This window comes from Tichowtungia aerotolerans (genome assembly GCF_009905215.1).
Classification (GTDB): Bacteria; Verrucomicrobiota; Kiritimatiellia; order Kiritimatiellales; family Tichowtungiaceae; genus Tichowtungia; species Tichowtungia aerotolerans.
The window spans coordinates 2,010,155-2,031,796 of the sequence record NZ_CP047593.1 but is presented as its reverse complement, the minus strand read 5'-3'; the positions used below and the strand labels follow the sequence as shown (position 1 = coordinate 2,031,796).

14 protein-coding genes are annotated in these 21,642 nt (G+C 50.4%); 1 reads left to right on the top strand and 13 read right to left on the bottom strand.

The annotated features are described in order from the left end of the window. Positions 1–13: 13 nt before the first annotated feature. The 7 genes from GT409_RS08210 to GT409_RS08180 form a co-directional block, all read right to left on the bottom strand. Positions 14–946, bottom strand: a complete 933-nt coding sequence (locus tag GT409_RS08210; RefSeq protein WP_160628620.1) for a dihydrodipicolinate synthase family protein — start codon at positions 944–946, stop codon at positions 14–16. 38 nt (positions 947–984) lie between these two features. Continuing rightward, positions 985–1,941 (bottom strand): nucleoside hydrolase, encoded by a 957-nt coding sequence (locus GT409_RS08205; RefSeq protein ID WP_160628619.1) that lies wholly within the window; start codon positions 1,939–1,941, stop codon positions 985–987. A gap of 21 nt (positions 1,942–1,962) precedes the next feature. Beyond that, the gene (locus GT409_RS08200; protein ID WP_160628618.1) at positions 1,963–3,549 is read right to left on the bottom strand and encodes a sodium:solute symporter family transporter; all 1,587 of its coding nucleotides are present in this window, start codon (positions 3,547–3,549) and stop codon (positions 1,963–1,965) included. 255 nt (positions 3,550–3,804) lie between these two features. Next, the gene (locus GT409_RS08195) at positions 3,805–4,926 is read right to left on the bottom strand and encodes a hypothetical protein (RefSeq protein WP_160628617.1); all 1,122 of its coding nucleotides are present in this window, start codon (positions 4,924–4,926) and stop codon (positions 3,805–3,807) included. A 264-nt stretch (positions 4,927–5,190) separates the two neighbouring features. Next, the gene (locus GT409_RS08190; RefSeq protein WP_160628616.1) at positions 5,191–8,034 is read right to left on the bottom strand and encodes a right-handed parallel beta-helix repeat-containing protein; all 2,844 of its coding nucleotides are present in this window, start codon (positions 8,032–8,034) and stop codon (positions 5,191–5,193) included. Between the two features lie 337 nt (positions 8,035–8,371). Beyond that, positions 8,372–11,017, bottom strand: coding sequence for a LamG-like jellyroll fold domain-containing protein (locus GT409_RS08185; RefSeq protein ID WP_160628615.1), 2,646 nt, complete (start codon positions 11,015–11,017; stop codon positions 8,372–8,374). A gap of 126 nt (positions 11,018–11,143) precedes the next feature. Further along, positions 11,144–11,365, bottom strand: coding sequence for a hypothetical protein (locus GT409_RS08180; protein ID WP_160628614.1), 222 nt, complete (start codon positions 11,363–11,365; stop codon positions 11,144–11,146). A gap of 284 nt (positions 11,366–11,649) precedes the next feature. Here GT409_RS08180 and GT409_RS08175 point away from each other — a divergent pair, with 284 nt between their 5' ends. Then, positions 11,650–12,438: a helix-turn-helix transcriptional regulator gene (locus GT409_RS08175; protein WP_160628613.1), complete on the top strand. Its 789-nt coding sequence runs from the start codon at positions 11,650–11,652 to the stop codon at positions 12,436–12,438. Positions 12,439–12,587: 149 nt separating this feature from the next. On the opposite strand, the gene GT409_RS08170 is transcribed toward GT409_RS08175, so the two are convergent. From GT409_RS08170 to GT409_RS08145, 6 genes are all read right to left on the bottom strand, one after another. Beyond that, positions 12,588–14,357, bottom strand: a complete 1,770-nt coding sequence (locus GT409_RS08170; RefSeq protein WP_160628612.1) for an exo-alpha-sialidase — start codon at positions 14,355–14,357, stop codon at positions 12,588–12,590. Between the two features lie 36 nt (positions 14,358–14,393). After that, complete coding sequence (locus tag GT409_RS08165) at positions 14,394–15,782, bottom strand: hypothetical protein (protein WP_160628611.1); 1,389 nt, start codon at positions 15,780–15,782, stop codon at positions 14,394–14,396. 33 nt (positions 15,783–15,815) lie between these two features. Beyond that, on the bottom strand, positions 15,816–16,784 hold the full coding sequence (locus GT409_RS08160; protein WP_160628610.1) for a LamG-like jellyroll fold domain-containing protein: 969 nt from the start codon (positions 16,782–16,784) through the stop codon (positions 15,816–15,818). Between the two features lie 161 nt (positions 16,785–16,945). Further along, on the bottom strand, positions 16,946–18,397 hold the full coding sequence (locus tag GT409_RS08155) for a sulfatase family protein (protein ID WP_160628609.1): 1,452 nt from the start codon (positions 18,395–18,397) through the stop codon (positions 16,946–16,948). Continuing rightward, positions 18,390–19,136: an SGNH/GDSL hydrolase family protein gene (locus tag GT409_RS08150; RefSeq protein ID WP_160628608.1), complete on the bottom strand. Its 747-nt coding sequence runs from the start codon at positions 19,134–19,136 to the stop codon at positions 18,390–18,392. The genes GT409_RS08155 and GT409_RS08150 overlap by 8 nt, the downstream gene beginning before the upstream one ends. 62 nt (positions 19,137–19,198) lie before the next feature. Next, entirely contained in the window at positions 19,199–21,640 is a 2,442-nt protein-coding gene (locus tag GT409_RS08145) for a hypothetical protein (RefSeq protein ID WP_160628607.1), read from the bottom strand. Between the last annotated feature and the right edge of the window lie 2 nt (positions 21,641–21,642).

The window sequence follows — 21,642 nt, the reverse complement described above, 5'->3', positions numbered from 1 at the left end:
TTTCATCCAGCAATCAACAGCATTGACTGTTGATGATGGGGTTGAACTTATCCAGATATTCAGAAATCCGGGCCTTTTCCGGGGCATTGAAACGATGAAAGGGTTCTGCCATGAAATCGCTGCAGATTCCTTCGAGAGCCAGCGCACATTTGATGCCTTTGAGAAAGCTCGAGCCATAATGGCCGACACTGTAAATCGTGGAACTGATCTGCATGACCAGCTCATGGAGTTCTTCAACCCGGGTCCGATCGCCGGCCACCGCCGCTTCATATAAACGAACATAAAGCCGGGGAAAAAGGTTGGCTCCGCCGCAGACACCGCCGTGCCCGCCCAGCAGAACCGTTTCTCCCAACAGCTCCTCCGGCCCGACCAGCAGAGTAAAGTCCGGCCGCTCTTTCAGGAACAGCTGCAGGCGATGAAAATACACCATATTGGCCGAACTGTCTTTCAGCCCGATCACCTCCGGAATATCCATGGCTTTTCGGACGGTATCCGGCTCGAACACCAGTTTGGTGTGACTTGGCATATTGTAAAGCACCAGCGGAAGCGGAAGCTCTGGAACGAGGTGCTCAATATACTCCAGCAGCTCGGGCTGCCCGGCGGGAAAATAATACGGCGGGGCCAACACAACGGCGGACGCGGCGGAATCCGCAGAGAAGCGTGCAAGATTAGCAGACTCGGCAAAGGACGTATCGGTAATGCCAACGACGACCGGGACGCGGCCCGCAACCTGACGGCAGGTCCGGGAAATAATTTCCTGGCGCAGTCGATAGCTCAGGCCCGGCGCTTCGCCCGTTGTTCCCAGAACAAAAAGCCCGTGAACACCACCCGCCAAAATATGTTCAACCAGTTTTTCAAGTCCTTCCGTATCCAGCTCATCACGTCCCAGCAACGGTGTAACCAGCGGGGGAATAATTCCTTTTAAAAATCCATTCTCTAAAGACACACGCACTCCCTGTTTTAGATTCTGTTATGCACTGTTTGTCAGCAACTGCACATGCGGCAGGCTTCCATGGTTTCAAAAAAGTCCGAAATGATTTCGGTTCGGTTAAAACAATCCCAAACAACCATTTTCATGGAATTCTCCGGACGAAGGCTCCAACCTCGATCGACCAGCATCGGGCGCGGGATAACGGTCGCTCTGGCCCATTCCGGATTTTTCACGACAGCCACCGCACCCACGTCGAACAGCGGTCGTCCCGGCGGTGTTCCGTGCTGGGGAGCATTGGCGTACAGATTGGCAGAATAATCTCCAAAACAGAAAAATTCACCGCCATGCCGCCCCGTTACAGGCTCAGAAATGCGCGGCCCGACCCCCGGCATGGTTCTAAGAATCTCCTCCTGGGAAACCTTAAGACCCCAGGTTCCTTCCGGATCGCCAAAAAGAACCGTGACCATTTCAAACTCAACCGGACAGTCCAGCAGGTATCGAACCGCATCCCGGTCGCTGGTCAGGTTATATTCAACATCTTCCTCCGCCGGGAAGTTGGAACCGAGCCAGACCACCCGGACATTCGGGATAATTTCCGGAGCCTTCGCCAATGCCAGAGCAATATTCGTCAGCTTGCCGATCGGAAGAAGAACCAGTTTTGAATCCGACTCTTTAAGCGCCTGCTCAATAATAAAATCGACCGCTTCATGGCCATCAAAGTCCGGTGTGTCAAGATGGGGAAGAATATCCTTAAGGTTTCCGTTGGCTCCTTTATACATCGGAATGTCCGGATAGCGGTCGCACAGCTTAACAATGCGAACCGCCTCTTCCATCTGCACATCAACCGTTCCACCGTTATGGGTCTGATTCACCGTGATGCCTTCAACGTCCAGCGACTCATCACTGAACAGTGCGTAAGCAATCGCGTGCTGATCGTCCGTTTCATTATTGGCGTCGGTATCGATCAAAAGCCGTGTTTTTCCAAAAGCACCTGCTGTTTCTCTCATCATAAATCCTTTCCGAAAATGCTGCTACACAAGCGGGATATCCTCCTGATCCCAAACCGTCAGGTTGGTGAAATCAGTAATTTTTGTTTTAAAGACAAAGCTGGCCAGAAACGCCGTCAAAAAGGTCAGTGAATTGCCGATCAGGGCTGTAAAATAGAGGTCTATCGAGAGAGATGCGAAATCGGGAATCACTCCGCTGTTATCCAGCAGAATGTAGCTGGTGAATACCGCATTCACTGCCAGCGCAGCCCAGATGGCCCGATAATCCCCGCGCCGTGTCAGCACTCCAAAAAGAAAAACCCCGAGCATACCACCGGCACAGACACTGGTAATGATCAGCCCCAGATCATTCAGGGTTTTTGTATTCGCTGTATAAAAAAGATAGGCACCGATCAGCATCAGCAAAGAAACAATCCCGGCCGAGACAAATCCGACCCGCAGATAATGCTTATCTGTTTTGGACTTCACGAGATACGGCTTATAGATATCCTGAACCCAAACCATGCTGGCGGCGTTGATGCTGGAACTGAGTGACGACATCGCCGCAGCCAGTGCCCCGGCAATCAGCAGACCAGAAAGGCCGGGCGGCATATAGTTAACCACAAAGTAAGGAACGATCTCTTCCGCCTTGCGAACTCCGGAAAGCATTTCCGTCACCGCCGGATCCGGATGAAAATAAAAGAATGCCCACAGCATGGTTCCCGCGAACATAAAGCTGGCCCAGATCGGAACCGCTGACAATGCGAGGACATAGATTGCTTTCCTGGCCTCATGCGGAGACTTTGCCGAACACCAGCGTTGAATGCTGGTCTGATCAAACTGTCCGGTCAGGTATTGAACAACACCCATGATCAAGAGCATAAGCAGGGTTTTATCCGTCAGGGAGAATCCGCTTTTTAACGGTTCCAACAGGCCGTTTGACGAATCCAAGTCACGGACCAGAGAAAATTTCCCGTGTTCAAATGCGGCCTGAACCAACGCTGATAATCCACCAGACGTATGAACAGAAACCAGTCCGACAATAATCACCGAACCAAAGATCAACGTGATTGTCTGGAGAACATCCGTCCAGATGACTGCATCAAAGCCGCCACTGACGGTATACAACGCGGTGATGCCGCCCGCCAGCACAAGACAGGTCATGAAATTCAACCCGAGCACGGTATGAATCAGCAAAGAAATCAGGTAGAGAATCGTACTGATCCGGATCACCTGAATCAGGAAGAAGATGCAGGCTGCATAGCAGGAAACAGATTTTCCAAACCGCCTCGCCAGATATTCATAAGCAGAAGAAATAGTTCCCCGGCGGAAAAACGGAAGCAGTATGAACACCGCGAACAGGGAAACCAGCGGAAAACTGATCATCGTGGACATTCGTACAAATGTCGTTTTGAACGCATCGGCCGGGTGAGACAGAAACGTAATGGAACTCATGCAGGTTCCAACAAGACTCAGCCCGAGCGCCCAACCGGGAAAGGAACGACCACCCAGAAAATACTCTTCAGTGTTTGTATTTTTCCGCGAAAAAAACAGCCCAATCCCGATTGTCGCTCCAAAATAAAGCACCAGAACAAGAATATCCAGAAACCGGATGTGTAATGTATCCATCATTTATATTCTGCTTTCAAAACCAAAGAAGCTTTTCATTCCACACCGATTTAAAGATCCAGTCCAAATAGAACAATAGACTCAGCCGTCAGAAGCCCGATCTATCCGTACCGGCTAGCTTTCTATCACAAACCCTCTGCTTTATCTTTAGGAGACAAACAGAACCCGGCATGCTTCATGCACATGCAATGTCGTGGCAAAATCAAGATCAGAGACCTGAACCAAAACCAGTTCGAAAAAATGTACCCGATAAAACTCCTATTCGGCCGTTGTTCGATAAAACCCCAGCGAACCTGTAATTGGATTAGTCACCGACATCATCGCATCAACACCTGGAATATTTTCGACCAGATTGCTCCACGCTCCGCTGTCCAAAGTCGATCGATACTGAAGTGTATAAGTACCGACACTGTCCCCCATCCAGCTCAACACTGCATTTGTACCCCCGATAACCTCAATGGCGATGTCGTCAATCGCTTCAATCGTCGGATCTCCTGGAAAAGAAAGAATATTATACAAGCGATCCTCCGGAGCCACAAGACCAGTGGAAATGCGGATTTCATCAATAATCCCATTGAAGTCATTAATCAAAACCGGAGCCCCCGAGTCCGGCACAGACCGGTTTCCAAGCTCTCCCCCAATCGTTAAATACGGATTTGCATCTCCAGTAAGATCCAGGTTGATTAAATCAACATCATTTTTTCCAGCAGTAATCTCATCGCCGGTTGCCATATCCATAATGGTTGCCTCGACACGGGCATCCCCGTCCGAATCATCGTCTGCCGCCACAGTGACCGCAAATCCGTACCATGCATCCAATGCTATCGGACCAGTCGTATTGTTATCCCCAACAGGAAGCCCTCCGACTTTTAATGTAACATTCTCTGTAGTTCCGCTCAGCGAGGTCGTCGAATACTCTAATCGATAATCATCATCGGCAAATCGCCGAACAGATACCTCAAACTTATGAGCGCCTGTATCAAGATCTGAGAAATCAATAATTGTCTGGCGATACGTGATATTCGATGCGCTTAACTTGAAAAACCCTTCGATCGTCATAGATTCCAGCCCGTTCATCGTCTCATAATCGGACGATGCAAAAGAACTGGCACCGTATTGATCCCCGCTGTACTCCCATGCCGTTTCATGATATCCATAAGGGGTAAACGCCGGATCCTGAGCCTGTCCGGCCGTATTAATCGAATTAGCCTTCTGGATATTCATCGTTGAAGATCCCTCTTCATTGTAGGTTTTCTGGACCAACGTTTCGTCTTCAACCCCCTGATCATTCCATCCCCAATAAGCAATGGTTTCAGCCTGCCCCAAACCCATACATCCCAAGGCAACCCAACAGACAATCATTCTTACATATTTTATCATTATGATCTCCTCTCTGTTTACTCCTCAATGGACTCTCATCATCCAGTACTAAATCCTATGATCACAACTGATTTCACACAATATGCCAAACTGGCAATTGATAGCACATTTTGGCAAATACCCGGAGACATATCGACGTTCATTCCAAAGACTGGAAGATGTATCATCCGGCCTGCTTTACCGGCCAAAATATGAATATCCATCTGATATGAATTTATAAATATGACTATATTCTAAAAGGTCAAGCTATGTCCTGACTGACGCTCATCTAACTATCGGAACGACTTTGAGATATTCATCTGTGTTATCAGCAGGAGCGGCATTCAAAAGAAAAACAGGTACAGCTGTGATCTGCGGAGCAGAAGGCAACACCGCGATACATTTCCCCCAATCCGACATCGTCGCGCCATAGTCTGCGCTGAAAAACCCCTGAGCACGTTCGTAAACACCAAGGGTTTCCCCCACTGTAACATCACAGGCTGCGATAGCCTGTGCCGGGACGCCCAGTACATTCTGGCTGAGTTCCTTAAACGCGCTACTATCACCTGGGTTGAAGCAGTGAATCGGATACTCGCCGTTAACGACATCTTCCAAAGCCACCGCCATTTCTTCTGTTGCATCCCCATCAAAATTTCCGGCGGCAAGAGCGCCGAAAGTCGGACCGCTATTCGGACCGACCGTGGAATAATATGTCAAATCACCGGGATGGAAGAGATAGACCAGAGCCCGACGAGTATTACGAATCATTGCAATCTCGTCTCCGTCCGCGGTCAAATCAAAATCTCCGGCTGCAACATCAAGAATCCAGGACGGACTCACGGTCTCTTCAGTCCAATCAGACGATGGCTTCACATGCTGAATAACGGTTCTTGCACTCGAACTTACATAAGCGATTTCGTCAAATCTCAATGAGGGATTAAAGTCGCCTCCCGCCAAGCAATGAATTTTGACTGTATTGTTCGGGATATTTGTATAGCTGGCATGTTCGCGTCCCCGGGCAAAAACATAAATCGGATATTTCCCGTCAACTGCCGTTTCCGGAACCGCCGCAATCTCATCCCCTAAAAGGCTGATAAAGTTTCCAGAAGCAATCGCCCGCCATGGCACCGTACTTTTCCCGCAACGGTTCACTTCAATTCCGTTTGTGTCATAAATAATAATTGAATAGTAATTTGTTCCTGCAATCCGCGAAACCGGAGCATCCCAGATAATTGCAATTTCATCCCCCGGGTTACTATCCCAGAAATTACCGATGGCTATATCCACCGGCGTTCCACCCGAAGCATAAACATCCTTCATTGTAGATCGGTTTATAATTTGGGACGTGTTATTATCAGTTTGTTTGACCAATACGGAAGAGCCGGTAAAAGTGTCAAAAGCAGGAGCCCCGGAATAACTCAAATGGAAATAGCGTTCAGAAGGATCTGTATCAGAATTTAGATCGTTCTGCAGAGAGAACCACTTTGCATAATCTGGACTGCCTGTATAATCAGAATTTTTCTCCCAGAACGATACTCGGGTTCCATCCTGATCTTCAATTCGTGTTTCAGTCAGGCTGTAAAACACACAATGAAGCACTATCGGATGTATCACATTCTGGAAAAGGTTTCCTCTAATAGAGTTTCCTGAAACATTCACCTTAATGCCAACAGATGTGCTGAAAAAGCTGTTGTCTTCAAAAAGATTATACGAAGCATAATCTCGCCCTTCTCCAGAGAGGTCGTAAACAATATCCTCTCCCATTCGCGCAGCAGCTTCGTACCCAACGCTGTATCCGGCAATCGAGTTATTTCTAAAAATGTTGTCATTGGGTGGAGTTTCTCTTAAATGATGAGCAATACCACCGGGCCCCTCTCCCATATTACGAAACATTTTAACAGCAACGTGGTAATCCCCGCCGCTAGGCGCTTCGTGCGTGCAGTTCTCAATCAGGTTCCCATAACTGGAATCTACTGCAATATCACTGTAATACTTATGCTGCTGGTAGTTATTATCTCTCCAGGAAACGTATTCAATATGATTGAATGAAGAGCCATATCCCAAATATAACCCGCCCCACGCACCCTCCATAAGACTACAATGACTGATGGTCGTATTTTTTCCGCTCAGCAGTGCACTCCAGAAATTCTGTCGAAATCTGACCGCATCTACCGTCACCGGATGAGAAATGCCACCAGTTCTAAACGCATGAATACAGCCAAAAACCCAAAGGTCACGAATGATGGTTTCATCAAACGTCGGTTCTTCTATTCCAACACAGTAGAAACAATTTGTCAGAGGATGACGAATGCTGTGAGAGTATTCCTCGTAATGTTCGTATAGAGTTTGCACCGTCACAGACGATGCCTTTCCTAAGCGTGCATCGATATATTGCCCATTTCCATCAAATGTAATACCTCGGGAACAGTTCCCGAGATAAAACAATCGTCCGGATGAAAGCTGAGAAACAGATGGCTTCCAGCGGTTGGTGCTTCCTCCGCGATCGGCAAGCACAACATTACAATCGACGGCAAATGATTTAATCAGGTTTGTTCCAGAATACCATTCGGACCAGCGGTCTGTATTCCACGGGTCAAAATACGGAGATCCTGTCGATAGTTTTGCACTGACACACAGGGGCGCAAACGACGGAACCGGCTGTTCTTTATTGGCCGTTTCCAGAGAAAAATACAGATTGTCCAAATCGGCGGAAAGATACGACGGGGGTATCTGCTCAGAATTAATTTTATTCCGAACCCCAAAAACATCCAGTCCCTGCACAAAGCTTTCGCCCTCATCAAGAACAACGAAACCTGCGATCTCGTTGATTTGTTCCACCTCAAATGTCTCGTCATCAATTCGGTACAGGGAAACGTCCATCAGGGTTTGCTCCCCGGTATTATAAACCTTCATTTTGACTCGGTGCAAAACGCCCGTTCCGTCCAGCGCTATTGGTGTGCTTGCCAAATATCCGCTACTGTTCTTGGTCGTCCCATGCACTCCTCCAACAGAAAGTACTGCACCAATCCAGTTCAGTTGCGGATGGTCATCATTATCGCCAGAATCATTAAACAGACCGACAAAGGTGTTGAGTCCGCTGCCCTCAAAAGTTCTGGTATCAAACTCCATCCAGAAAGGAGGCACATTGCCGGCTGTCGTTCCCGCCGGAATTGCAGCATTCCCCAGCTCCCCGCAGATTGCGACTCGTCCGGAATCAGAACTGTTGCGAAAAAAATCCGCGTGCAAATACTGAGCACCGGTCTCAATCACCGTCTGAAGATTCGCCGAACTTCCAATACTGGAGGACCAAACCTGTGTCCCGTCAAATTTCTGATAAACCGTCCGACATTCAATGGGTTCCGGCCGCAGAAAAAAAGAAAAAGCCACAAACAGAAAACCATTGATCATTCTAAGATTCTCTCTTTTGATCTACTCACGCAGCCACCTAAAGCTCTAAGAGCAACTTCTACCAGGAAAGATCATCCCGATACAAACTGTAGACTTTGCCATCTTCCGCACCAACAAGAAGATCCAGGCGTCCATCCCCGTCCAGATCTGTCGGCCATGGCGTTGCCGTATGAATCCTGAAATTCAACAGGCTTCCATCCGCCTTTCGGATCGGCACCGGACGAGCAAACACCGGATCACTGTTTGATCCGATGTTCCTGATAAAGAGCGGCGTTGTACCACCGGAGCTAAGCTTTTCGCCGAGAATATAAAGATTACAGCCATTGATTGAACCGCAAACAACATCCCAGACACCGTCCTCATCCCAGTCGACAACAGAAACACAAGTCCGCCCCCAATGCCCGGCAGGGCCGCACATGATCATGGGAGAGCCATCCTCATATGTTAACTTATCAATCGATGAAAAATTCGTTCCACCCGGCTGATGCGGAACCCCAACGGACAAATTTCCGTTCCAGTCCACCAACAGCAATGCGCTTTGTACAGCACCACCATACGCATATTTTGAGTCAATGATGGCGGGTCCAGCACGCCATGCAATCTGCAACGGCTTTCCGTTCAGCGCAAATGGAACCGGAGATGTCAGCACCATCGGATCATCGGTCCGTTCATACAGAAACAAGCGACCCTCAATATCGTTCGAAATCAGGTCCGGCTTCGAATCACCGTTCCAGTGCCCCACCGTTGGCTTGAGATAACCCCACCGTTTTTCATTCGGTCCCTGAATGGAACCGGAATATCCAGCCTGATGGTGAACCACTTCGTCACCCGTTCTCATAAACGTCGGAGTTCCATAAACGGTTGCATCATCGGTTCCCGGCCAAAACACAAGCCAACCGGAAGCATCCCCCACAATCAAATCATCGGCCCCATTCCCAGTCCAGTCCACGCGACAAGGCGCAACCAACGTATCTCCGGCAACCGAACCGCCCTTCATCAGAACCGAACCCACTTCTTCAAAAGCTCCGATCCGAGATCCCTTCAGCATCACAATGCGACCAGGATTCCCGTCGAGGAGAATCTCGGGAACACCATCGTTATCCATATCCTCGACAACAACCTTTGCAGGGAAATAGGTTTCCCTCACAGTCGGCCCACTGCCCAACACATTCTCAGCGGCAGCACAAACCAGATCCCCGTCTTCCCACTGCATTTGAAATGCCAGAATTTCATCTACGCTCCCTGTCTGAAGCAGATAGCGCTTCCCTTCGCACTCTATCACATTCAGAGCGCGCTCCGACTCCCCGGAAAGCCATTTGAGCGAATTACCCGTCATTCGGTCATACACCATCTGGCTATTAGAAAAGCTAAGATCTCCATTGCGATTCCGAGAGCCCTTCGCCCAAAAAACCTCACTGATTCGATGCCCCCCCAGCCACTGTCCGCGGACATCATACCCTTTGCCCGCACCAATGTGAGGCATATCCCGGCCTGACCACGGGCTCTGACCAAAAGGCCAGTATCCTTCGCCCGGAACAGTGATTCCCGCAAACAGCAGATCCGGCGTTTGATCGCCATCCACATCAGTAATGCACCAACCTGAAAGCTGCCTACTGCCAAGTGCAGAACTAATATCCTCTCCATCAACAAACACCAGTTCCGCTTCGCCAAATTTCGGAGCCCCAGCCACACCGCAATTCACATAACGGATAATGCTCTTTTTGCCGTAAATCGTCTCATATCCATTCGCATAAATATCGAACAGCCCGTTTTCGCGAACCACCGCCTGATAATTTTTCCCGGGCAGATTCTTAATGGTTGTTCCGGAATCATACACAGGCAACCCCTGATGCTCACCCAGATACCGATAAACCGCCGTCCGCGTTCCGAGCATGTTATCTGCCCCACGCAGAAGCAAATCTTTAGAGTTCGCACCATACCATGGAAGCACCGTAGCACTGCAACACAACTGGTCAATCAGCGGATGCAACACATTATCCTTCACTTTCAGAGCCGGATACCAACCATATAACGAACTGCTTTTGGATGTGGAATTTTGAATTTCCGAAAGATCGCTCGACCGAACACCTTCCTTCATCAGACCCGTCACCTGCTCGCTCAATAAACTTTTGTTGAAAACACGAAGCTCATCCAACCCGCCCAGCAAATGCCGTCGGCCACCCATCTGCACCAAATTAATTCCTACCCATGCCGGACGCGAAAACCCATTCGATGCCTTGGCGTCCAAAACCCCGTTCACGTACAAACGAATTTCTCGAACGCCGTCATCTGTAACCGTAATGTGATACCATTGATCGGTTTCCAGCTCTGTGACACCATCCAGATTAATATCCAGCACACCGCTTTGATAATAACTGACCCGCACCCGTTTCTTATAGATTCGGCAGTAAGCCGCCACATCGTGACCGGCAGGATACATTCGATAAACCGTCATAGGACTTTGATCTGTCCATGCAGCAGCGCCATTTTCCGGAAAAGAGTCGATTTTAATCCAGCAGGAAACAGTTACCGGACCGGAAATCAACGAACCGAATGCTCTAAATAACTCGCTACTGCCGGCATCGGTTTTAAGATAACTTCCAGCCACACCGTTTTGATCACAACAATCCGGGCCGGATTCAAAGGAAAGCGACACAATTTCTGAATCACTGAAAGAATCCGCACAAACCGAAAAAGCACCCATAACAAAACAGCACCCCACCATTTTAATTAAGGCTGGCCCTAAAACAAAACATACACATTTTTTCATTACAAACATCAGCATCTCCAATTTTAAAAGCTCCGCCCCGGGCCCAACTCCCGCAGAACACTATTTGACAAACACAACCAACCGGCGCAACACGTACTCTGCGGCATTCCCGGAAAACGTCCAATCCATTGCCTTTTCCTCTGAGTTTCCAATACCAATATCCACCGCCCCGCCACACCCCCAATGCTTGATCGCAAAAACCGTCGGCAAAGTAAGGTCGGAAAGCCCTCTCTCTGCCAGAAAAAAACAGGCAACAAGCACAAGCCAACACATTCTAATCATTAAACAACTCCTGTATCCCATCGTCGTGGAAAAAACCCCGAGTGTTTTTATTATGCCCCGTCTCCGAAACATCTCACAACCTGTCAAACTGACAATTTATAGCACATTTTAACACAAACACCTTAAGTCAGGCGGAACAGCATCTCAGGACATCACCTCACAACCAACCCAAACAAACCACTCTTCTAAAAAATTAACTGCCGGACTAAAAAAACAGTTCTCTGAAAAACCTGACTTAATAGCACATTGACAAACAGCCGCAGATCGGTCGAAACTGTATCAGCATGGATAAGCTCTCACAACGAACCCCGCCGACGGCAGAATCCGTCAAACTGGTCTTTGCCAGCTGCTGCTACGAAAGCAACATTCGCGAACACGCGCATGCCTGCTCCGAACTGATCCTTATCAAAAAAGGCTCATGCACAGTGCACGCCGGACCGCATACGCTCCAGGCAAGCGCCGGCGACATTATCACCATGCCGGCACATCAGGTGCACGACCAGGCCGCAGAAGAACCGATCGAAACGGTCTTCTGCGGATTCAATGCACCGGCATCGCTGACATTTCCCGAGCCCCACGTGATTCCGCTGCCCGATGCTGCTTTTATTGAAAAATGCATGATGCTGCTGGTCTCTATACGTCTCAGCCAGCTTCAGGCAGCAGAAGATGCCGCAGACACCGTCTTTTCCGCTGTTCTCAAACAGCTCCGGCACCAGCATTCTCTTCACGAAGAACAGAAAACAATTCCGCCGATGCTACGGGTTACCCTGCGGTACATTGATGACAATCTGGACAAACCTCTGCTGATCAAGGAGCTTGCCGATCACATGCACATGAGCGTCAGCCACCTTCAGATGCTCTTCCGGGAACACCTCGACACCAGCCCGCTTCAATATTTAAACACCCAGCGTATGCAGGCCGCAAAATTCGCACTGCAAACTCCGTACCTGTCTGTCAAAGAAGTTGCCGCCATCTGCGGATATCCCGATGTGAATTATTTCATTCGAACCTTCCGGAAAATACACGGGATTCCGCCCGGACAGTGGCGGAAGCAGCAGCAGAACATACTGTAACCAACAAAAGCACCTCATGAGAAATACCGGCTGCCGAAACAGCCGGACTCAACGACGGAATAAATATTCCAAACCTTGGAAAGCATGAACCCCGCAAGTTCCGTTTTTTTTCAATCATTGGAAACACCTGCGGGTTCTGTTCAGAAAACTCAGAAGCTCGGCCACTTTCCGTCGACGATCGGAGCCAGCTCAAAGGCTTCGGGATCAAGAACCACATGCTTCATGCGCAGGCGATGCCACGTGTAGAGCACATGCAGCCTTCCGTCTGAAGACTGAATGATCACCGGATAGGAATATTCTCCCTCTTCGTCTTCAAGGACGACAGCGGCCGACCAGTTAATTCCGTCGTCTGACACCGCAATGTTCAACGGCGTGCGGGCTCCCCAACCACCATTCTTCTTCATACCTGAATGATTATAAACAACCACAAACCGACCATCGGACAGCGTCACCGCATCAATTCCCGAATAATTATTCGGCAGAGATGTTTTTTCCAACGCAGACCATGTGGCCCCTTGGTCTTCGGACCAGGTTGTCACAATGGATCCGGTTTTAGAACGGGCCAGCGCCTGCAGGCGGCCGTCCTGATGCACAAGAAGGGCCGGCTGAATCGCATCAATTTCGCCGGGCGGCGTCAGGCCGGACTCCAACCATGTTTTTCCAAAGTCGCGGGTCCGGTCAAACTTAAGCCCCTTATTCCCGTTGTCAGGACAGATCAATGTTCCGTCATCCAACAGAATCGGCTTATTTTTAGAAGCCCCTCGAATATCTCCCGGCAAAACGACCCAATCAGACCAGGTGCGGCCTCCATCATAGCTGCTCATCATATTTCCGGGATTAAAATTACCACTGAGATAGAAAAGAAGCATCGGACCGCTATCCGGATACTGGAACAGTACCGGATTAAAGACAGAACTCGGACTGCCGTCTTTAAACGTTCCCTGAGCAACAACATCGCGAGGATCCGACCAGCGAGATCCATCAAACACACTCTGCCAGATCCGGACATCCACATGTCCTTCATGAGTACCGCCAAACCAGGCGGCCATCACCGAACCGTCCGGGCGCTGCACCAAAGTGCCGGCATGACACTCCGGCGTAACCGGTTCCTGATACACAAACTGCATGGACAAAAACCCAGGCTGATTCGTCAGATGCTGACCGGTCATAACCGCCGGGTCTTCGAGAGGCCTGCCTGGCTTCTGCATGACTTCGGGACGGTCTACGCTGATCTGAACGTTATCAATCTGCCCCGAAAAGCGCTGCCCGATATTCCCCGCCGAACGATACAGCCCGCCAATGGTCAGCGGACCCGTCGTATCGGTCAGGTTTTTAATTTTGGTCGACTTCCAGGCAACAACCCCATCCACGGCAAGGTGTATGTTATAACTCCAAAGACTGCTGTCCCAAACGGCCTCAATATGGTGCCACCGACCGTCCGCAGCTATTGCATTTTTACTGGTCGCAGCAAATGCTCCTTCGTCGGTTCGTATCCGGAAACTGATCCGGCCATCCTTTCGAATAAAAAGTTGATACCCGAGCTCTCCATCCATTTTTCGAATAAGCTGCATCTGTTCGCTGACTGCCGATGGTTTCACATCCGCTTCCAGAATCAGCGAAGTATATCCCGATCCGCCATCGGCATGCCCGGTCAAAACAGGATCGTCCGGAATGACCCATATGGACCCTTCGGCATCGGATCGATTCTGATTATCCAACAGCAGCACCCCGTCGTTCAGCGTCACAACGCTGGAATCATACGGCAACGGTGTCAGCCCGGAAATTCCATCGGTCCCGGATCCATTTTCAAAATCCCATTGGGCTATGGTTTCAGAACCGGCCGTGAAAATGAAAAGAAACAGAAAACATAAATACAGAAAAACACAGCGCCGACCTATCAAAAAACAAAAAGGACTCATTATATCTTTTACCCCAGAAAAATCACACACATCCAATTATCCATCTAAACCGAAAAAGGATAACGTTCCAACCAGATCCGGTGTTTTGATTATTATATTATCCAGTGAACCATCCAGCTGCTGACTGGTCGTTCCATTGGCACGGATCATCCCGCCGATTCCGAAGTCCGCATCAGGATCAGCCAGCTCATCCAACAGAACCACCGCAAAGGTTTTCGGCGTGCTGTTCAGCTGCTGGGCAACTCCGTCGACCGAAATCGCAAGAGCCCGGCCATCCCAGACAACCGAAACCGTCTGCCAGCCGGCAGCGGCTGATAAATCCGAATGGTAGGCCCTGGTAATCTGCTCATTCCCGTTTATATCCGTTAACCAGACCAGAATCGTATTATCGCTTTGAAGATATATATTCAGCGGAACGGTACTGTATCCGTTTCTCAAAAAAGCCTGCGTTCCATCCGTTACATCCTGATTCAAATCGACATCAAACATAATCTCAAATTTTGAAAACCCAATCAGGCGCTTCGCCGAATCAGGCACCTTCAGGATGCCGGCCCCGGCAGCAACTCCGCCGCCGGAACCGGTCACATAAACCGGAGACCCCGTCGCAGGAACCGCTGTTAACCCGGAAGCGGAATCCAACGCTTCAACAATGCTGCTGCCCGTCACGCCTTCCTCAAAATCCCACGAAGCCACGGTTCCTGCATGGGTCGAAAGCACCGGGACGGCACCGGTATTGCTAATTACAATATTGTCCAGGCTGCCATTCAGTTTCTGGCTGGTGGTTCCATCGGTCCGGATCATTCCTCCAATTCCAAAATCCGCATCGGAATCGACCAACCGGCCCAGTGGAACCGAAACCGAGGTAATCTCCTGATAGTTCAGCAGCTGGAAGACCCCATCAACGGAAATCGACAACTCCGAGCCGGTCCAAACCACAGACACGGTCTGCCAGCCGACGGCCGCTGACAGGTCCGACCCATATGCCCTGACCGTTTGATCGTTTCCATCAACATCTGTCAGCCGCGCCAGGATTGCATTACCTGCCTGCAGATAGACGTTGAATGAAATGTCACTGTATCCATTGCGGACACAAACCTGGGTTCCTCCTGTTACATCCGCCGCCAAGTTGATGTCGAACGTAATATTCAGTTCGGTCAGGCCGTTCAAAATACCATTGGGGTCTTCCGCCTTCAGGATGCCGGATTCAATGGCGGCAGCACTGTCGTTTCCAGCGACATACTGCACGTCTCCGGCCGCGGGAACCGCTGCAAGCCCGGAGACGGAGTCTCCGGCCGACACAACGGCGGTTCCTGCCGACCCCTCTTCAAAATCCCAGTACGCAACAACGCCCGCCTGTGCGGCTGCGGTTCCGGCAGCGAAAACGGCCGACAGAACCCATTGCATGAAAAAACAACTGTGAAACATTTTATTCATCATCACTACTTATATTTACAGATCTTATTCTTCACCAAGCCCGAAAAACCGGACGGCGGAATCTGCTTCCAGGTAAATGACACGGTCGGCCCCTGCCTGGGTTGAATAGGACAGGTTGGTTACCACAAAAGGATTCAGGCCATCATCAGAATGAGCAACTCCCGTCCAGACGGCAGTCGCAAGGTTGGTCGTGCTTTTCGGATAAAAATCAACCGGAGAATCGGTGGAGACCGTCAGCCGGATCAGATCTCCGGAAACAGAAGCCAGGCTGGAAATAGAAGCAGACACAGGAAGAACACTCGTATTGCTGATTATAATATTATCCATCCTGCCGTACAGATACTGGGTTGTCGTTCCGGACGAACGAAGCGCTCCTCCAATCGCCAGGTCGACATTGGCAGCCTGAAGAGCGCCCAGTTCAACAGCAACAGAGGTGTCGGTTGTATTGTTCAGTCCCTGTGCCGCACCGTCCACTGAAATGGACATCGCCGAACCATCCCAGACAACCGAAACCGTCTGCCATCCGGCATCCGCCGATAAATCAGAACCAACCGCTTTGACCGTTTGCTCCGTTCCGTTTGTATCGACCAACCAGGCAAGAATCGTATTATCCGCCTGCAGGTAAATATCAAAGGAAACTTTCTCCCAGCCGTTTCTCAGAAAAACCTGCGTTCCGCCTGTCGCATCCTGAGTCAGGTCGATATCGAACTTGATATGAAATTCCGAGAACCCATTGAGAAGTCCGGAAGCATCTTCCACCCGAAGAATGCCGGCCCCCTTGGCAACGCCATCGGCTCCCGCAATGTATATTGGAGGATTTACAGTGGCAGGAACGGCAATTAATCCGGAAACTGAATCCGTTGATACAACCATGTTCGAATCAACCGTTCCCTCTTCAAAATCCCACAAGGCAACCACTTCGGCACGAACTGCGATGATGCCGGCAAACAAAGCCCATGCCATATACTGTACCGTTACTTTTTTTACATTCATATCCTTTACTCCTTCCGATTCTTATCCGTTAACATTCAATACCTTTTTTAACTCACAACGATAATTATCCACTCATTCACCAGTAAAACCATATGACCAAACGACTATTCATAGCATGCAAGCACTAAAGTTTTCAGTGCGCACCCGCCAGCCGATTTTCGCTAATCCCGATGACTGTCAGGCAAAGACGGATCGTCAATTTCCCGCATCTGTTCCATCAGTTTCCGGTTCAGCATTTCCCTATACTTCTGAACCTGCGGCTCATTGACATCAATCAGGTTGTGCCATTCACTCGGATCTTCATACAAATAATAGAGCTCATCAGAAATAACCCCGTTAAAGTCCCGAACCAGCTTCCAACGGGGCGTCCGATAGGTTCGCATATCCGCCCCGCCCTGGTTCCAGTCCCACATTTTATACTGGCCGAAAAAACTGTTGTTCCAATCTGCAGAACGCCCCTGAAGAAACCCGTAAAGGTTGCGGCCTCTCACAGGATACGCACTGCAGTCTACGCCGGCAGCAGCGCACAGGGTCGGGAACCAATCCAGACTTGTCACCGTATCGGTGTACACTTCCCCGGAAGCAACCACGCCCGGCCAGCGAATGATTCCCGGCAGCCGCACGGAATTATCCCAGAGGTTGGGTCTGGCACTCCGGTTATTCGTCAGAATTTTCCTGCCGTTTCCCTTGTGCCATATTCCATTGTGTCCGATGTTAAACCCGTTATCCGCCGTATAAATGACAATCGTGTTATCAGCCAGATGCAGTTCGTCCAGAACCGCCATAATTCTGCCGACATTCCGGTCCACACTGTGAACTGAAGCAAGATATTCGCGGGTCATTCGTTTCACCCGGTGAATATCCAGTTTGGGATAATCGGGGTTCGGAATCACCGGATCGAGATCTTTGAACAGAAGCCAATCCTCATCCTTCAACGGGAGCCAGGTTCTGTCTCCTTCCGTTTTCACACCGTGGTTTGCGTGCGGCGCCCAGAAGTGAACCGAAAGCAAAAACGGGGCATCCTTATGACGTTTAATAAAATCGACTCCATAGTCGGCCAGAATGTCCGGGGTATACCCTTTGACCTTCACATCCTCGCCATCTATTTCAATCACCGGATCCTTCGAAATGCCGGCACCGATCCGCCAACCCTTGAACTCCTGATATCCATGGGCGGTTGGATGATGACGATCCTGCTCTCCCAGATGCCACTTCCCGAACAGCGCCGTGGCGTAGCCTGCGTCCTTTAACAGGGAAGGCCACGTCATGAAGTCCTGCTCCAGTCCTATTTGCGGATCTTCGCCCAGATAGTCAGGCACCCCCACCTCCGTACTGTATCGTCCGGTGATCAGGCATGCCCGCCCCGGACTGCAAACCGCTGCCGGTCCGAACAGATGCGTAAAAACGCCGCCTTCATCAGCCAACCGGTCAAGGTTCGGCGTTATTGCATCACTGCTTCCGCCGCGCCCGAACGCCCAGGGACCATGATCGTCTGCCAGCATGAACACAATATTTGGACGGGCATGCTCTTCACCGAAAACCTGACCGCCCCAACCGGACACACAGGCACTGACACCAACCAAACCTATTTTCGCTATATTTCTTTTATTCATGATTCGACCCCTGTTTCACTTTTTCACCTAATGCTTTTTTAATTGATTCAGCAACCTGACCGGCAAGTTCCTCATACCCTGCTTTCACATAATGAACGTCTCCGAAAGCCCGGAATAATTCGGGCCCGAAAGACGCCGTCACCGCATGCAGATCATCCATGGCAATATGATGTTTTTTCATCACCCGGGCGGCGACCTGGTTGTATCGGATTTCATCCCCCGCAATGCGTCCGAGTTCTCCATCGGGCACCACAGTGGTCGAAGCCCACACCAGGGCCGCGCCGGTCGCTTCCAGCCGGGCGACCAGCTGTTCCAGGTTCTTTTCATACTGATCCAGCGGAACCGCAATCGTCCCGTTGATCTTATCCCGGTGACCATGATTGGGGGAATCGGGGTGGCGGTAGCACAGGTCGTGCAGTCCAAAATTAAAATGAATCACATCCCATTTTTTCTGCCCCACCCAATGATTGATTCTTCGCAAGCCGCTCGCTGTATCCCCGCCGTTCACGGGAATACGCTCCACATTGGCTATGCCCGCCAGTTTTTCAATGACCGGGGTCGTATACCCAATCGAAATCGAATCCCCGATAATCAGCACATTAGGCAACTGATCATTGGCCGCCCGGTGATAGGTCAACCCGCCGAGGTCCTCCTCCGGCGTATAAAACGAAGAATTCCCGGCAACGGCTATTCCAATCAAAGCCAGCCACGATACAATCACCTGTTTCGACAGATCCATAACTTATCACCTTTCTGATATTTTGTTTTCCTGTTCAAAAACCGTCATTCAATCCAAACACACTATTCGACAACAATTCGATAATAGACAGATGGATATGCCGTCCGGTTTGTGTCTGCAAATTCATTCAGGCCGTCTATTCCGGGAATTCCGGATCGAAGCGTGGTAAAAGCCGGAACGGATGTCAGGTTTGTGGAATAATCCACCCGATATGTGCGGCCGGTCTGGCCGGCCCAATGCAGCCCGAACCCATTGGCTGCCGTTGCGGAAGCACTGCAGGTAAAAAAGGAATGAGCATCAAGCGGATCGGTTCCCGCCTTCCATTCAGAGTAGTTGTCCATTCCGTCTCCATCGGAATCAATAAAATCCTCCACCCCGCTTGTCGCCAGGCCGTATTGACTCATCCACTCTTCCGGCACCTTCACAATAACAGACACATTCCCGCTGGACAGAAGAGCGGACGTATCCCATGTCAATCCTGCTGCCAATGCAGGCAGGACGATATGATCCGCAATGTCATCCGGAATATCGCCTTCCATAAGATGAAAACTGTCCCCTTCTTCCGGAGAAAAACCGGCCGGAACCGCAAACTCCACCGCCCCCCCGCCGAACCGACACAGGGTGTTTGTAAACACAACAGATCCGCCACCAACAATGAATGATCCGCCTTTCAGTGCAACATTTCCGTTTTCCACTTTCAATTCGCCGGAACCTTCCGCCGTCAACGTGCTCCCGTTCAAATCAAGGGCGCCATCTATTGTTAAATCCGTTCCGGGATTCGCAGAAAACAGCGCATCCTGATTCAGCGTCACCGGAAGTTCGATCTCATGGGAGCCCCTGTAAATATCGAAAAGAGCATTGGTTCCTTCAATCATCAAACCGCCGGAACCGGAAAACGTACAGGATCTTGTTGTAAGGAACCGGAATCCGGCAAGAGTATACGATTCATCCACGGTGAAAGCGGTTGTTCCGGTCAATGCGCTGCCGAAAACCGCAATTTCCCCCGCAGAGTCGGCCCGCCCCCAGTAATACCAATTGGAAGAATCAAACCAGTTCCCGCCGGACGAACCGGTCCAGGAGCATTCGCCGTTTGCCGGCTGATCCATACTCAACGCCGAGGCCTGGAATGTGACCGGGGAATCATCAACGGTCCCCAGAAAATTTCCGGACGCATCAAAGTGCAGGATCCGTCCGCCGCTTTCGTGAATGTAAACATCTCCATTGGACGCCTTGCCGAATCCGTCCGGAGAAGTCAGCGCTGCTCCGGCAAATGTGGAGCCCAGAGCAAAGTCTCCCAGCGGCGCATCTTCGTAATTCGTTTTTTCATACCGCAGCACATTCTCACCCGAGAGTTTCAGGACGTGATCCGGCGCGGCGTTTCTGAAATTCGGAATGACATGAAATGTCAGAAGGTTGGAATCGTGTCCCCTTTCCGGGTCATCGCTGCCGACCGGAAAGGCGGTTCGTGCGGCAATCACCATATTCGATCCGTCAACGTCAAAGTTCATGTAGCCGAACCCGTCCTGCTCCTCGTCGGTGGAATAGATAACTATTCTTTCAACATTCCAGTTGCGCAAATCACTGGAACTGAGCAATGCCGCGGTATTGCGAATCATATCCAGAGCTATACCTGAATTTTCATGAATCGGTAGAATCGGATTGCTCAGCACATAAGCCTTACCGGACACCGCATCATAGGCCGCACCGAACTTTTTCTCCGCACCGGGCAAGGAAACAAAATCCGTATCCGGATCAAATGACACCAGTCCTGTTGATGCGTCCACTGCAGCCAATGTTGTGTAGGGATATCCTTTGACTTTCGGCATGATATACAGCCCCAGGTCCGGCGAGGCAACCAGCTGCCCCTCGCCTAGAAAAGCGATGCCGGAGGGCCAGTCATCCTGCGGTGCCGGAAATCCGTTTCTTTTGGTCCAGGAGGCTTCCGCGAGAAAGTTCGATTCGACCGGCGCGGAAAAACTGGACCGGCCGCCGGCGCTCCACAGGCGGCCATTGAAAACCACCGGGTTGTTCGGAGTCGCCAGCCCGCTTATCGCAAATGTTGCCGACCTGGACCAGGTGTCTCCCTGATCGGTGGATTTGCAGATGACAACGCCGCCGCCATCGTCGTTCAACGACCCCAGCAGATAAACCGCCCCACCGTATTCCACCAGACTGCCCCGAAGAATGCCATGGATCGTGGTCAGCTCCGTCCAGGAACTTCCCTTGTCCGTGGAACGGAAAACCGTAGTCTTTCCGGAATCATCGGAATTGGAACTTCGTCCGGCCAGCGCATGTGCGGCGAGATAGGTTCCATTGGACAGAACCAGAATTTCCGGGTCGGAAATAAACACGCGCGGAGCGGAGTATCCCGAATCATAATCCAAGGGCTGGTAGTCCAGAACCGTTCCCGGCACACTGCTGAAATCCACCCCAAGCACGGCATTGAAACTGAAAAAGACAAACCCTGATAAAATCAATTTGAAGCAATTGTATTTATTCATCATTT

Bases quoted from the DNA above. Each gene is read 5' to 3' on its own strand.
- GT409_RS08205 (WP_160628619.1), bottom strand. From the start codon at position 1,941: ATGATGAGAGAAACAGCAGGTGCTTTTGGAAAAACACGGCTTTTGATC.
- GT409_RS08200 (WP_160628618.1), bottom strand. From the start codon at position 3,549: ATGATGGATACATTACACATCCGGTTTCTGGATATTCTTGTTCTGGTG.
- GT409_RS08195 (WP_160628617.1), bottom strand. From the start codon at position 4,926: ATGATAAAATATGTAAGAATGATTGTCTGTTGGGTTGCCTTGGGATGT.
- GT409_RS08190 (WP_160628616.1), bottom strand. From the start codon at position 8,034: ATGGAGTTTGATACCAGAACTTTTGAGGGCAGCGGACTCAACACCTTT.
- GT409_RS08185 (WP_160628615.1), bottom strand. From the start codon at position 11,017: ATGGGTGCTTTTTCGGTTTGTGCGGATTCTTTCAGTGATTCAGAAATT.
- GT409_RS08180 (WP_160628614.1), bottom strand. From the start codon at position 11,365: ATGATTAGAATGTGTTGGCTTGTGCTTGTTGCCTGTTTTTTTCTGGCA.
- GT409_RS08175 (WP_160628613.1), top strand. From the start codon at position 11,650: ATGGATAAGCTCTCACAACGAACCCCGCCGACGGCAGAATCCGTCAAA.
- GT409_RS08170 (WP_160628612.1), bottom strand. From the start codon at position 14,357: ATGAGTCCTTTTTGTTTTTTGATAGGTCGGCGCTGTGTTTTTCTGTAT.
- GT409_RS08165 (WP_160628611.1), bottom strand. From the start codon at position 15,782: ATGTTTCACAGTTGTTTTTTCATGCAATGGGTTCTGTCGGCCGTTTTC.
- GT409_RS08160 (WP_160628610.1), bottom strand. From the start codon at position 16,784: ATGAATGTAAAAAAAGTAACGGTACAGTATATGGCATGGGCTTTGTTT.
- GT409_RS08155 (WP_160628609.1), bottom strand. From the start codon at position 18,397: ATGAATAAAAGAAATATAGCGAAAATAGGTTTGGTTGGTGTCAGTGCC.
- GT409_RS08150 (WP_160628608.1), bottom strand. From the start codon at position 19,136: ATGGATCTGTCGAAACAGGTGATTGTATCGTGGCTGGCTTTGATTGGA.
- GT409_RS08145 (WP_160628607.1), bottom strand. From the start codon at position 21,640: ATGATGAATAAATACAATTGCTTCAAATTGATTTTATCAGGGTTTGTC.